Source organism: Pseudomonas sp. 2995-3 (genome assembly GCF_002742565.1).
Classification (GTDB): Bacteria; Pseudomonadota; Gammaproteobacteria; order Pseudomonadales; family Pseudomonadaceae; genus Aquipseudomonas; species Aquipseudomonas edaphica.
Genome location: NZ_LJSB01000157.1, coordinates 94,932 through 107,291 on the forward strand (window position 1 = coordinate 94,932; position 12,360 = coordinate 107,291).

Below are 12,360 nucleotides of genomic sequence, written 5' to 3' on the forward strand. Positions count from 1 at the left end.
CCACTGGAACGCTATGGCCCGCCCGTCACATCAAACGCTTACGCTCGCTGGAAGGCGCGATCCCGAGGGACTCGCGGTACTTGGCGACGGTTCGACGGGCGACCTGAATGCCTTGTGCCTCCAGTAAACCAGCGATCTTACTGTCACTCAATGGCTTTTTCTGATTTTCCGCCGCAACCAGTTTTTTGATGATCGCGCGGATCGCCGTGGACGAGCATTCACCGCCTTCGGAGGTGCTGACGTGGCTGGAGAAAAAGTATTTCAGCTCATAAATACCCCGTGGGGTATGCATGAATTTCTGCGTGGTTACCCGTGAAATCGTCGATTCATGCATACCTACCGCTTCGGCAATGTCGTGCAGAACCAGTGGCTTCATCGCCTCATCGCCATATTCCAGGAAGCCGCGCTGGTGCTCGACGATCTGGGTGGCCACTTTCATCAGGGTTTCGTTACGGCTTTGCAGGCTCTTGATGAACCAGCGCGCTTCCTGCAACTGGTTGCGCATGAAGGTGTTGTCGGCGCTGGTGTCGGCGCGCCGTACAAAGCCTGCGTATTGCGGGTTGACCCGCAGGCGTGGCACCGATTCCTGGTTCAACTCCACCAGCCAGCGTTCGTTGTCTTTGCGCACGATCACGTCGGGCACGACATATTCGGCTTCGCTGGACTCGATCTGCGAGCCGGGGCGCGGGTTGAGGCTCTGTACCAGCTCGATGACTTGCCGCAGGTCGTCTTCCTTGAGCTTCATGCGGCGCATCAACTGGCTGTAGTCGCGGCTGCCCAGCAGGTCGATGTAGTCGGTGACCAGGCGCTGGGCTTCGGCGAGCCAAGGGGTCTTGGCCGGCAGTTGGCGCAGTTGCAGCAACAGGCATTCGCTTAAGGTGCGAGCGCCAATGCCGGCAGGCTCGAACTGTTGGATGCGATGCAGGACGGCTTCGATTTCGTCAAGTTCGATGTCCAGTTCCGGGTCGAAGGCTTCAAGAATCTCGTCGAGCGTTTCGTCCAGGTAGCCCTGATTGTTGATGCAGTCGATCAGGGTTACGGCGATCAGGCGATCGGTATCGGACATCGGCGCCAGGTTCAGTTGCCACAGCAAGTGGCTCTGCAGGCTCTCACCGGCGGACGTGCGAGTGGTGAAGTCCCACTCGTCGTCGTCATTGCTGGGCAGGCTGCTGGCGCTGGTTTGGTAGACGTCTTCCCAGGCGGTGTCCACGGGAAGCTCGTTGGGAATGCGTTCGTTCCATTCACCTTCCTCAAGGTTGTCCACCGTAGGGGCGGTTTCCTGATAGGACGGTTCCTGCACGTCGGGGTTGGGTTTTTGCTCGATGTTGTCGGCCAGCGGGTCTGCATTGTCGAAGTCGTCGCCTTCTTCCTGGCGTTCGAGCATCGGATTGGACTCCAGGGCCTCCTGGATTTCCTGTTGCAGGTCCAGGGTCGACAATTGGAGCAGGCGGATGGCCTGTTGCAGCTGCGGTGTCATCGTCAGCTGCTGGCCCATTCTCAGGACTAGCGATGGTTTCATGGCAGGGGCTTAACACCTTATTCGCCGGCGCAATGCGCCATCCACGACAGGGCGCGTGAGCGCCAAACATAAGCAAATTATATGCCTGATATCAGGGGCTTTGCCTAGAGCGCGGTAACAATAAAAAAACTGAGGTTTTTATTGACTTGCACGCGCCCCGGGCAATGGCCTGATACCACCGTGTTTACAGGCGGAACTCGTGACCCAGGTACACTTCCTTCACCAGTTCATTGGCCAGGATAGTGGCGGAGTCACCTTCTGCAATCAGTTGCCCATCGTTAACGATATAGGCGGTTTCGCAGATATCGAGGGTCTCACGCACGTTGTGGTCGGTGATCAGTACACCGATACCCTTGGCCTTGAGGTGATGGATGATCTGCTTGATATCGCCAACCGAGATCGGGTCAACACCGGCGAAAGGTTCGTCCAGCAGGATGAACTTCGGCGCGGTGGCCAGGGCACGGGCGATTTCCACACGGCGACGCTCGCCACCGGACAAGCTCATGCCGAGGTTGTCGCGGATGTGGTTGATATGGAACTCCTGCAACAGGCTTTCCAGCTCTTTGCGACGGCCGTCACGGTCGAGTTCCTTGCGGGTCTCGAGGATCGCCATGATGTTGTCGGACACCGACAGTTTGCGGAAGATCGATGCTTCCTGGGGAAGATAGCCGATACCTGCGCGTGCACGACCGTGCATGGGCTGGTGGCTTACGTCCAGGTCGTCAATCAATACACGGCCCTGATCCGCCTGGACCAAGCCAACAATCATATAGAAGCAGGTGGTCTTGCCGGCGCCGTTGGGGCCGAGCAAGCCGACGATCTGGCCGCTGTCGATCGACAGGCTGACGTCGCGTACGACCTGACGGCTTTTATAAGCTTTGGCCAGATGCTGGGCTTTCAGGGTTGCCATCAGTTCGTCTTCTTCGCAGCGGGTTTTGGCGCAGGGGCGGCAGCGTCTTTCTGCTTCGGCTGGATAACCATGTCGATGCGCGGCTTCGGTGTGCCGATTTTTGTGCCATTGGCGCGACCGGCGGTAGCGATCTGCTTGACGGTGTCGTAGGTGATTTTTTCACCTTCGGTGGTATTGCCGTCAGTACTGACAACCCGTGCCTGGTCAATCAGGATAATGCGGTTCTGCTGGGCGTGATACTGGATGGTCTTGCCGTAGCCTTTCATCGGTGCTGGGTCGGCAGCCGCCTGCTTCTGTTCGAAGTAAGCCAGGTTGCCCACCGAAGTCACTACGTCGATGTCGCCAGCCGGGGTGCGAGTCAGCGTTACCGTGTTGCCGGTAATCTTCATCGAGCCCTGGGTGATGATCACGCCACCGGTGTAGGTCGCGACGCCTTGTTTATCATCCAACTGCGCATCGTCAGCCGAGATATGGATCGGTTGCTGGCTATCGTTCGGCAGAGCCCAGGCGCTCACGCTTCCCAGTGCTGCGCCCAGACCGAGCAAAATAGGGAGGGTTTTAACGAGCCTCATACTGTCCTCTTACGTTCGATAGCAGGTGTATCCTGCTTTCTTTCAAATACGCTTTCATTCCCTTGCCAGTCGATACACCGCCAGCGCCGTCAATTCTAACGTCTTGCTCGGTCTGCGCATATTGCTGTTGTGGGAAAACGGTCATGCGACTGCTGGTGATGATGGTGTCACGCTTGTGTTCATCGGTGCGCGCAACGCGTACCGAGTCGATCAACTCAACCTGGGTGCCGTCCGCATTGACCTCGCCACGTTTGCTGGTGACGTGCCACGGAAAGTCGGTGCCGCGGAACAGGTTCAGGTCCGGGTTGGTCAGCAAGCTGACGTCGGAGGCTTTGACGTGCTCCACCTTATCGGAGGTCATCTCGTATTGGACCTTGCCGTCAGGCATGAACTGCACCGTATAGGCATTGGTGGCGAAATTGTCGATCAGCCCCTCGTCAACCTGTGCTACAGGCTTGTCGAGAAAGCGCTCCGGGCTGATATTCCAGTAGCCCACCGCCAGGAACAGCGCGGCGATGACCCCGAATAACAGGAAGTTGCGAATCTTTTTGCTCAGCATAAAACGCTCTATAAGTAGGCGGCGTGGGCCGCTTCAAGACTGCCTTGGGCACGCAGGATCAATTCGCAGAACTCGCGGGCAGCGCCTTCACCGCCACGTGCGACAGTAATGCCATGGGCGTGTTCACGAACAAATGCCGCTGCATTGGCGACGGCCATGCCCAGGCCCACTCGGCGAATGACCGGCAGGTCAGGCAGATCATCACCCAGGTACGCAACCTGCTCATAGCTTAGGTTGAGTTGGCCAAGAAGCTCGTCCAGAACCACCAGTTTATCCTCACGGCCTTGATACAGGTGAGGAATCCCCAGGTTTTGTGCGCGGCGTTCCACAACCGGTGTCTTTCGACCACTGATAATTGCCGTTTGCACACCGGCGGCCATCAACATTTTGATGCCCTGGCCGTCGAGGGTGTTAAAGGTCTTGAATTCGCTGCCATCTTCGAGAAAGTACAGGCGGCCGTCGGTCAGCACGCCGTCCACGTCGAAAATCGCCAGTTTGATGTGTTTGCCGCGTTGCATCAGGTCGCTGGTCATTTACATCACTCCCGCACGCAGCAAGTCGTGCATGTTCAGGGCGCCGATCGGGCGGTCGTCACTATTGACCACCACCAGCGCGCCAATCTTATGGTCTTCCATGATCTTCAGCGCTTCGGCTGCAAGCATCTCGGGGCGGGCGGTCTTGCCGTGGGGCGTCATCACCGCATCAATGGTCGCGGTGTGGATATCGATGGTGCGGTCCAGGGTGCGGCGCAGGTCGCCGTCGGTGAAGACTCCGGCCAGACGCCCGTCGGCTTCCAGGATTACGGTCATGCCCAGGCCCTTGCGGGTCATTTCCATCAGCGCGTCTTTGAGCAAGGTGCCGCGTTGCACGTGGGGCAGCTCATCCCCCGAGTGCATGACGTTTTCCACTTTGAGCAGCAGGCGACGACCCAGCGCGCCGCCCGGGTGCGAAAACGCGAAGTCTTCAGCGGTAAAGCCACGAGCTTCCAGCAACGCCACGGCCAGGGCGTCGCCCATGACCAGGGCGGCGGTGGTGGAGGAGGTCGGTGCCAGGTTAAGCGGGCAGGCTTCGTGGGCCACGTGCACGTTCAAATTGACTTCGGCAGCCTTGGCCAGCGTGGATTCCGGGTTGCCGGTGAGGCTGATCATCTTGATGCCCAGGCGCTTGATCAAGGGCAGCAAGGTCACGATTTCGTTGGTGGTGCCCGAGTTCGACAGCGCCAGGATAATGTCATCCTTGGTGATCATGCCCATGTCACCGTGGCTGGCTTCGGCCGGGTGCACGAAAAACGCCGTGGTCCCGGTGCTGGCCAGGGTGGCGGCGATCTTGTTGCCGACGTGGCCGGATTTGCCCATGCCGACCACCACAACGCGGCCCGTGCTGGCCAGAATCATCTCGCAGGCGCGTACGAAATCTGCGTCGATATGGGCCAGTAAACCTTCTACGGCTTCAAGCTCGAGGCGGATGGTGCGTTGTGCGGATTGAATAAGGTCGCTGGATTGGCTCATGTCTGAAATCGTATAGCCTGACGAAAAGTCGGCGATTATAGCGGTAATGATCAAATCCCTCACGCTAGTTATTCTGCAGGTGCCTGGGATTTATGCTCAGCCACGTGTTTTCCCTGTCCCGAATCTGAACAAGCGCTGTTCCGGCCTTGGGGGCTCTGTACCAGCAGTGATATAGTTCGCCGCCAGTTCGGTCGGCCCACCCCATGCCGCTAACTTTTGTGCATCTGTTGCAAACGAAAGTCGCAAGCATGGTGTCTGAGTGAAAGGCTGCATCCCAAGGAGATTAGATGAGTGCCGATAACGCCTACGCGGTCGAGCTGAAGGGCCTTACCTTCAAGCGCGGTTCGCGCAGCATCTTCAATAACGTCGATATTCGCATTCCCCGCGGCAAAGTCACGGGCATCATGGGGCCTTCCGGTTGCGGCAAGACCACTTTGTTGCGCCTGATGGGCATGCAATTGCGGCCCAGCGCCGGCGAAGTGTGGGTCAACGGCCAGAACCTGCCGACCCTGTCGCGCAGCGATCTGTTCGATGCGCGCAAGCATATGGGCGTGCTGTTCCAGAGCGGTGCCCTGTTTACCGACCTCGACGTTTTCGAAAACGTAGCGTTTCCGCTGCGGGTGCATACCCAGCTGTCCGATGAAATGATTCGTGACATTGTGCTGCTCAAACTGCAAGCCGTGGGCTTGCGCGGTGCCATCGACCTTATGCCCGACGAGTTGTCCGGTGGCATGAAGCGCCGAGTTGCGCTGGCGCGGGCTATTGCTCTCGATCCGCAGATCCTTATGTATGACGAGCCGTTCGTAGGCCAGGACCCGATCGCCATGGGCGTGCTGGTGCGCCTGATCCGGCTGCTCAACGATGCGTTGGGGATCACCAGCATCGTGGTTTCCCACGACCTGGCCGAAACCGCGAGCATTGCTGACTACCTTTATGTGGTCGGCGATGGCCAGGTGCTGGGGCAGGGTACGCCTGAAGAACTGATGAACGCTGATAACCCGCGCATTCGCCAATTCATGACCGGCGATCCCGATGGCCCGGTGCCTTTTCATTTTCCGGCAGCGGACTACCGCTCAGATCTTCTGGGGAAGCGCTGATGCGCAAGACATCTTTACTCGAGAAGGTTCGCCTTTTCGGCCGTTCCGGCATCGACTTGGTCGAGGTCCTGGGGCGTTCGACAATTTTTCTGTTTCACGCGCTGCTCGGGCGTGGCGGCATTGGCGGCGGTTTTGGCCTGTTGTTGAGACAGCTGCATTCGGTGGGCGTGATGTCCCTGGTCATCATCGTGGTGTCCGGGATATTCATCGGTATGGTGCTGGCGTTGCAGGGGTTCAATATCCTCTCCAGCTACGGTTCGGAGCAGGCAGTCGGGCAGATGGTTGCCCTGACGCTGCTGCGTGAGCTGGGGCCGGTGGTCACCGCTTTGCTGTTCGCTGGCCGTGCGGGTTCTGCATTGACCGCCGAAATCGGCAACATGAAGTCCACCGAGCAGTTGTCCAGCCTGGAAATGATCGGCGTGGACCCGCTCAAATATATTGTTGCCCCGCGCCTGTGGGCCGGCTTCATATCCCTGCCGCTGCTGGCGATGATTTTCAGCGTGGTGGGCATCTGGGGTGGTTCGTGGGTGGCGGTTGACTGGTTGGGCGTCTATGACGGCTCCTACTGGGGCAACATGCAAAACAGCGTGACCTTCAGCGGCGACGTGCTCAATGGCATCATCAAAAGCATCGTTTTCGCCTTTGTAGTGACCTGGATCGCCGTATTCCAAGGCTATGACTGTGAGCCCACTTCAGAAGGGATCAGTCGCGCCACCACCAAGACCGTTGTGTACGCCTCGCTGGCGGTACTGGGCCTTGACTTCATTTTGACCGCCTTGATGTTTGGAGATTTCTGATGCAAAACCGCACTGTGGAAATCGGTGTCGGCCTTTTCTTGCTGGCTGGCATCCTGGCTTTACTGTTGCTCGCCCTGCGAGTCAGCGGCCTTTCGGCCAGCCCCACCGCCGATACTTATAAGCTTTACGCGTACTTCGACAATATTGCTGGTTTGACGGTCAGAGCTAAAGTGACCATGGCCGGTGTAACCATCGGCAAGGTCACGGCAATCGATCTGGATCGCGACAGCTTCACTGGCCGGGTGACCATGCAAGTCGACAAGAAGGTAGATAATCTGCCGACTGACTCCACTGCATCTATCCTCACTGCTGGGCTGCTGGGCGAGAAGTACATCGGCATCAGCGTGGGTGGGGAAACAGCCCTGCTCAAGGATGGTTCGACAATCCACGACACACAGTCGTCGCTGGTGCTTGAAGACTTGATCGGTAAATTCCTGCTCAATACGGTCAATAAAGACGCCAAATGAGGAACCTGTTCATGATCTCTACCTTGCGACGTGGCCTGCTGGTGCTGCTGGCAGCGCTGCCGCTGATGGCTAATGCCGCTGCCGGCGGTTCTGCGCACGATCTGGTGCAGGACACCACCAACAAGATGTTGGCTGACCTGACTGCCAACAAAGAGCAGTACAAGCAAGACCCGACCAGGTTTTACGAAGCACTGAATACCATTGTGGGCCCGGTGGTCGATGCCGAAGGCATTTCCCGCAGCATCATGACGGTCAAGTATTCGCGCAAGGCTACCCCTGCGCAAATGCAAACATTCCAGGAAAACTTCAAGAAGGGCCTGTTCCAGTTCTACGGCAACGCCCTGCTGGAGTACAACAACCAAGGTATTACCGTCGCCCCAGCTGGGGATGAGTCGGGTGATCGCACCAGCGTTAACATGAGCGTCAAAGGCAACAACGGCGCAATCTACCCTGTGCAGTACACGCTGGAGAAGGTCAACGGCGAGTGGAAACTGCGCAACGTGATCATCAACGGCATCAACATCGGCAAGCTGTTCCGCGATCAGTTCGCTGATGCGATGCAGCGTAATGGCAATAACCTGGACAAAACCATCAATGGTTGGGCCGGTGAAGTCGCCAAAGCCAAGGAAGAAACCGACAAACAAGCCGGGAAGCCTGCGCAATGACCGAGTCGGCTGTTCGTCTGGGTGACGCCGGCGAGTTGTTCCTCAGTGGCGTGCTGGATTACCGCACCGGGCCTGACCTGCGCAAGCAGGGGCAGGCGCTGATCAACAGCAGTAACGCACCTGCGTTGGTGCTTGATTGCTCGGCGGTGACCAAGTCCAGCAGCGTCGGCTTGTCGTTGTTGCTGTGCTTCATGCGTGATGCGCAAGCCGCCAAGAAGCCGGTCAGCATCCGCTCAATGCCCGAAGACATGCGTGAAATCGCTCAGGTTTCCGGTATTACCGAACTGTTGGCGCATCCTTAATACACATTATTAAAGAAGCCCCCCGTCAGAGTCCTGCTATGCGGGGTTCGCAGGCGCGGGGCTTTTTTGTATGATGTGCGACCCGTGCGCACTGGGCGCCGATAGAGGTTGAGCATGCAGGCCCTAGAAGTTAAAAGCTTCCTTGAAGGAAAGCTGCCGGAAACGATCGTAGAAGTTGAAGGCGAAGGCTGCAATTTCCAGCTGAACGTGATTAGCGATGAACTGGCGAAATTGAGCCCGGTCAAGCGTCAACAGCAGATCTATGCCCATTTGAACCCGTGGATCACCGATGGCAGCATCCACGCGGTTACTATGAAATTTTTCAGCCGCGCGGCCTGGGCCGAGCGTACCTGAGCCCCCAAGGCGTCGAGATTCTTATGGATAAATTGATTATTACCGGTGGTGCCCGCCTCGATGGCGAGATCCGCATTTCCGGTGCAAAAAACTCCGCCTTGCCGATCCTGGCAGCGACCCTGCTGTGCGATGGCCCGGTAACTGTGGCCAACCTGCCGCACCTGCACGACATTACCACCATGATCGAGCTGTTCGGTCGCATGGGTATTGAGCCGGTGATCGACGAGAAGCTGTCTGTCGAAATCGACCCGCGCACCATCAAGACCCTGATCGCGCCGTACGAACTGGTGAAAACCATGCGTGCCTCGATCCTGGTGCTGGGCCCGATGGTTGCCCGTTTTGGCGAAGCTGAAGTAGCACTGCCTGGCGGTTGCGCGATTGGTTCGCGTCCTGTCGACCTGCACATCCGTGGCCTTGAAGCCATGGGCGCGGTCATTGACGTAGAAGGTGGCTACATCAAGGCCAAGGCGCCGGAAGGCGGTTTGCGCGGTGCCAACTTCTTCTTTGATACCGTCAGCGTCACCGGTACCGAGAACATCATGATGGCTGCCGCCCTGGCGAACGGTCGCAGTGTGCTGCAAAACGCAGCGCGCGAGCCTGAAGTAGTCGACCTGGCCAACTTCCTGATCGCCATGGGTGCCAACATCACCGGCGCCGGCACCGACACCATCACTATCGACGGTGTGAAGCGTCTGCACTCGGCCACCTACAAAGTGATGCCGGACCGTATCGAGACCGGCACCTACCTGGTTGCCGCTGCCGTTACCGGTGGCCGCGTCAAGGTCAAGGACACCGATCCGACCATCCTGGAAGCCGTGCTGGAAAAACTCAAGGAAGCCGGTGCTGAAATCACTACCGGTGAAGACTGGATCGAGCTGAACATGCACGGCAAGCGGCCAAAAGCCGTAAACGTGCGTACGGCTCCTTACCCGGCGTTCCCGACCGACATGCAGGCGCAGTTCATTTCCTTGAACGCGATTGCCGAAGGCACAGGCGCCGTGATCGAGACCATCTTCGAAAACCGCTTCATGCACGTGTATGAACTGCACCGCATGGGCGCCAAGATCCAGGTCGAAGGCAACACCGCCATCGTTACCGGCATCGACAAGCTCAAGGGCGCGCCAGTGATGGCGACCGACCTGCGTGCCTCGGCCAGCCTGGTGATTTCGGCGTTGTGCGCCGACGGCGACACCTTGATCGACCGCATCTACCACATCGACCGTGGTTACGAGTGCATCGAAGAAAAGCTGCAGATGCTCGGCGCTAAAATCCGCCGCGTACCGGGCTAGCTCCTGGAACTGTAAACACCGTCACCTGTGGCGAGGGAGCTTGCTCCCGCTGGACTGCGCAGCAGTCCCGTTCTTGGGGGCCGCTTCGCGACCCAACGGGAGCAAGCTCCCTCGCCACAGGTCTGTGTTTGCTGTTAGCTGAATTTGTTTCAAATCGAGGCTGTAATGGCCTCGATCTGTGTCTGGCGCCGTTTGCGACCGGACAGCAATAGCCTGATGAAGGACTGACGTTTCCCATGTTGACCATCGCACTGTCCAAGGGCCGCATCCTTGACGACACTTTGCCGCTTCTGGCTGAAGCGGGCATCGTGCCAACCGAGAATCCGGACAAGAGCCGCAAGCTGATCATCCCCACGACCCAGGACGACGTTCGCCTGTTGATCGTGCGGGCTACCGACGTGCCGACCTACGTTGAACATGGCGCCGCCGACCTCGGTGTGGCCGGTAAAGACGTGCTGATGGAATACGGTGGTCAGGGCCTGTACGAGCCGTTGGACCTGCGTATTGCCCTGTGCAAGCTGATGACCGCCGGCCGTGTCGGTGACGTCGAGCCTAAAGGCCGCCTGCGTGTGGCCACCAAGTTCGTCAACGTCGCCAAGCGCTACTACGCCGAGCAAGGCCGTCAGGTCGACATCATCAAGCTCTACGGCTCGATGGAGCTGGCGCCGCTGATCGGCCTGGCTGACAAGATCATCGACGTGGTCGACACCGGCAACACCCTGCGCGCCAACGGTCTCGAACCCCAGGACTTCATTGCCGACATCAGCTCCCGCCTGATCGTCAACAAAGCTTCGATGAAGATGCAACATGCCCGTATCCAGGCGTTGATCGACACCCTGCGCAAGGCAGTGGAGTCTCGACACCGCGGTTGACTCACCCGCGCGGCCTTAGGCCGCGCCCGTCTATCCGCCTCATAGCCAGAATTCTCAGGTGCCCAAGCGGAAATGACTGCTAGTTTAGGGCGCCTGAGTTTTTGCCAATTCTATTGAGGCCCTCGCTATGACCACGTCCACTGCAATTGCCCGACTCAACGCTGCCGACCCGGATTTCGCCCATCATCTGGATCATCTGCTGAGCTGGGAAAGCGTGTCTGACGACTCGGTCAACCAGCGAGTGCTCGACATTATCAAGGCCGTGCGCGAGCGCGGTGATGCGGCGCTGGTGGATTTCACCCGTCAGTTCGATGGCCTGGACGTGAAGTCCATGGCCGACCTGATCCTGCCCCGTGAACGCCTGGAGCTGGCGCTGACACGCATCACTGCACCCCAGCGCGAAGCCCTGGAAGTGGCGGCGGCGCGGGTGCGCAGCTACCACGAAAAACAGAAACAGGATTCCTGGAGCTACACCGAAGCCGACGGCACCGTGCTGGGCCAAAAAGTCACGCCGCTGGACCGCGCCGGTCTGTACGTGCCCGGCGGTAAGGCCTCGTACCCGTCATCGGTACTCATGAACGCGATTCCGGCCAAAGTGGCGGGCGTGACCGAAGTGGTCATGGTGGTGCCGACCCCGCGTGGTGAAATCAACGAGCTGGTGCTGGCCGCTGCCTGCATCGCCGGCGTCGACCGCGTGTTCACCATTGGTGGTGCGCAAGCCGTTGCAGCCCTGGCCTACGGCACCGAAAGCGTGCCGAAGGTCGACAAGGTGGTTGGCCCCGGCAACATCTATGTCGCCACCGCCAAGCGCCACGTGTTTGGCCAGGTCGGTATCGACATGATCGCCGGCCCTTCGGAAATTCTCGTGGTGTGTGATGGCCAGACCGACCCGGACTGGATCGCCATGGACCTGTTTTCCCAGGCCGAGCACGACGAAGACGCCCAGGCGATTCTGGTCAGCCCGGACGCCGAGTTCCTCGACAAGGTCGCCGCCAGTATCAATAAGCTGCTGCCGACCATGGAGCGCGCCGAGATCATCGAGAAGTCGATCAATGGCCGTGGTGCGCTGATTCTGGTGCGTGACATGGAACAGGCCATCGAAGTGGCCAACCGCATTGCGCCAGAGCACTTGGAGTTGTCCGTAGCCGACCCACAGGCCTGGCTGCCGTTGATCCGCCACGCCGGTGCGATCTTCATGGGCCGTCACACCAGCGAAGCCCTGGGCGACTACTGCGCCGGCCCCAACCACGTGCTGCCGACATCCGGCACCGCGCGGTTCTCGTCGCCGCTGGGGGTGTATGACTTCCAGAAGCGCTCGTCGATTATCTTCTGCTCGCCACAAGGCGCCTCCGAACTGGGCAAGACTGCCTCGGTGCTGGCCCGTGGTGAATCGCTGAGCGCTCACGCGTGTAGCGCCGAATATCGCATCCTTGAAGAGGGGAAATGAGG

15 protein-coding genes are annotated in these 12,360 nt (G+C 58.8%); 9 read left to right on the forward strand and 6 right to left on the reverse strand.

The annotated features are described in order from the left end of the window. Window positions 1-25 precede the first annotated feature (25 nt). The 6 genes from AOA62_RS08045 to AOA62_RS08070 form a co-directional block, all read right to left on the reverse strand. A complete protein-coding gene (locus tag AOA62_RS08045; RefSeq protein ID WP_017138236.1) occupies window positions 26-1,519 on the reverse strand; it encodes an RNA polymerase factor sigma-54 in 1,494 nt (497 codons plus the stop codon). A gap of 184 nt (window positions 1,520-1,703) precedes the next feature. After that, complete coding sequence (gene lptB, locus AOA62_RS08050) at window positions 1,704-2,429, reverse strand: LPS export ABC transporter ATP-binding protein (RefSeq protein ID WP_016974288.1); 726 nt, start codon at window positions 2,427-2,429, stop codon at window positions 1,704-1,706. Continuing rightward, window positions 2,429-3,001 carry a lipopolysaccharide transport periplasmic protein LptA gene (lptA, locus tag AOA62_RS08055; RefSeq protein WP_099548390.1) on the reverse strand — a complete coding sequence of 191 codons (573 nt, stop codon included), beginning with the start codon at window positions 2,999-3,001 and terminating at the stop codon, window positions 2,429-2,431. Before lptA ends, lptB begins: the two co-directional genes overlap by 1 nt. Continuing rightward, window positions 2,988-3,560, reverse strand: coding sequence for an LPS export ABC transporter periplasmic protein LptC (gene lptC, locus AOA62_RS08060; RefSeq protein ID WP_017138234.1), 573 nt, complete (start codon window positions 3,558-3,560; stop codon window positions 2,988-2,990). Before lptC ends, lptA begins: the two co-directional genes overlap by 14 nt. Before the next feature lie 8 nt (window positions 3,561-3,568). Beyond that, a complete protein-coding gene (locus AOA62_RS08065; RefSeq protein ID WP_017138233.1) occupies window positions 3,569-4,093 on the reverse strand; it encodes an HAD family hydrolase in 525 nt (174 codons plus the stop codon). Next, complete coding sequence (locus AOA62_RS08070) at window positions 4,094-5,068, reverse strand: KpsF/GutQ family sugar-phosphate isomerase (protein ID WP_017138232.1); 975 nt, start codon at window positions 5,066-5,068, stop codon at window positions 4,094-4,096. Between the two features lie 287 nt (window positions 5,069-5,355). Between AOA62_RS08070 and AOA62_RS08075 the strand changes: the two genes are divergently transcribed. From AOA62_RS08075 to hisD, 9 genes are all read left to right on the forward strand, one after another. Then, window positions 5,356-6,165, forward strand: coding sequence for an ATP-binding cassette domain-containing protein (locus AOA62_RS08075; protein WP_005784851.1), 810 nt, complete (start codon window positions 5,356-5,358; stop codon window positions 6,163-6,165). Continuing rightward, entirely contained in the window at window positions 6,165-6,962 is a 798-nt protein-coding gene (gene mlaE, locus AOA62_RS08080) for a lipid asymmetry maintenance ABC transporter permease subunit MlaE (protein ID WP_017138231.1), read from the forward strand. Before AOA62_RS08075 ends, mlaE begins: the two co-directional genes overlap by 1 nt. Then, the gene (gene mlaD, locus AOA62_RS08085) at window positions 6,962-7,429 is read left to right on the forward strand and encodes an outer membrane lipid asymmetry maintenance protein MlaD (protein ID WP_010170575.1); all 468 of its coding nucleotides are present in this window, start codon (window positions 6,962-6,964) and stop codon (window positions 7,427-7,429) included. Before mlaE ends, mlaD begins: the two co-directional genes overlap by 1 nt. An 11-nt stretch (window positions 7,430-7,440) precedes the next feature. Continuing rightward, the gene (locus tag AOA62_RS08090; protein ID WP_017138230.1) at window positions 7,441-8,094 is read left to right on the forward strand and encodes a phospholipid-binding protein MlaC; all 654 of its coding nucleotides are present in this window, start codon (window positions 7,441-7,443) and stop codon (window positions 8,092-8,094) included. Continuing rightward, window positions 8,091-8,396 carry a lipid asymmetry maintenance protein MlaB gene (locus AOA62_RS08095; protein ID WP_099548392.1) on the forward strand — a complete coding sequence of 102 codons (306 nt, stop codon included), beginning with the start codon at window positions 8,091-8,093 and terminating at the stop codon, window positions 8,394-8,396. Before AOA62_RS08090 ends, AOA62_RS08095 begins: the two co-directional genes overlap by 4 nt. Window positions 8,397-8,510: 114 nt before the next feature. Then, on the forward strand, window positions 8,511-8,750 hold the full coding sequence (locus AOA62_RS08100; protein WP_017138228.1) for a BolA family protein: 240 nt from the start codon (window positions 8,511-8,513) through the stop codon (window positions 8,748-8,750). A gap of 23 nt (window positions 8,751-8,773) precedes the next feature. Beyond that, window positions 8,774-10,039 carry a UDP-N-acetylglucosamine 1-carboxyvinyltransferase gene (gene murA, locus AOA62_RS08105; RefSeq protein WP_017138227.1) on the forward strand — a complete coding sequence of 422 codons (1,266 nt, stop codon included), beginning with the start codon at window positions 8,774-8,776 and terminating at the stop codon, window positions 10,037-10,039. 236 nt (window positions 10,040-10,275) lie between these two features. Further along, complete coding sequence (hisG, locus tag AOA62_RS08110) at window positions 10,276-10,911, forward strand: ATP phosphoribosyltransferase (protein WP_003188599.1); 636 nt, start codon at window positions 10,276-10,278, stop codon at window positions 10,909-10,911. Window positions 10,912-11,038: 127 nt separating this feature from the next. Then, entirely contained in the window at window positions 11,039-12,358 is a 1,320-nt protein-coding gene (gene hisD / locus AOA62_RS08115) for a histidinol dehydrogenase (protein WP_099548393.1), read from the forward strand. The last annotated feature ends 2 nt before the right edge of the window (window positions 12,359-12,360 follow it).

Coding starts and splice junctions, on each gene's coding strand:
- AOA62_RS08045 (WP_017138236.1), bottom strand. CDS start 1,519: ATGAAACCATCGCTAGTCCTGAGAATGGGCCAGCAGCTGACGATGACA.
- lptB (WP_016974288.1), bottom strand. CDS start 2,429: ATGGCAACCCTGAAAGCCCAGCATCTGGCCAAAGCTTATAAAAGCCGT.
- lptA (WP_099548390.1), bottom strand. CDS start 3,001: ATGAGGCTCGTTAAAACCCTCCCTATTTTGCTCGGTCTGGGCGCAGCA.
- lptC (WP_017138234.1), bottom strand. CDS start 3,560: ATGCTGAGCAAAAAGATTCGCAACTTCCTGTTATTCGGGGTCATCGCC.
- AOA62_RS08065 (WP_017138233.1), bottom strand. CDS start 4,093: ATGACCAGCGACCTGATGCAACGCGGCAAACACATCAAACTGGCGATT.
- AOA62_RS08070 (WP_017138232.1), bottom strand. CDS start 5,068: ATGAGCCAATCCAGCGACCTTATTCAATCCGCACAACGCACCATCCGC.
- AOA62_RS08075 (WP_005784851.1), top strand. CDS start 5,356: ATGAGTGCCGATAACGCCTACGCGGTCGAGCTGAAGGGCCTTACCTTC.
- mlaE (WP_017138231.1), top strand. CDS start 6,165: ATGCGCAAGACATCTTTACTCGAGAAGGTTCGCCTTTTCGGCCGTTCC.
- mlaD (WP_010170575.1), top strand. CDS start 6,962: ATGCAAAACCGCACTGTGGAAATCGGTGTCGGCCTTTTCTTGCTGGCT.
- AOA62_RS08090 (WP_017138230.1), top strand. CDS start 7,441: ATGATCTCTACCTTGCGACGTGGCCTGCTGGTGCTGCTGGCAGCGCTG.
- AOA62_RS08095 (WP_099548392.1), top strand. CDS start 8,091: ATGACCGAGTCGGCTGTTCGTCTGGGTGACGCCGGCGAGTTGTTCCTC.
- AOA62_RS08100 (WP_017138228.1), top strand. CDS start 8,511: ATGCAGGCCCTAGAAGTTAAAAGCTTCCTTGAAGGAAAGCTGCCGGAA.
- murA (WP_017138227.1), top strand. CDS start 8,774: ATGGATAAATTGATTATTACCGGTGGTGCCCGCCTCGATGGCGAGATC.
- hisG (WP_003188599.1), top strand. CDS start 10,276: ATGTTGACCATCGCACTGTCCAAGGGCCGCATCCTTGACGACACTTTG.
- hisD (WP_099548393.1), top strand. CDS start 11,039: ATGACCACGTCCACTGCAATTGCCCGACTCAACGCTGCCGACCCGGAT.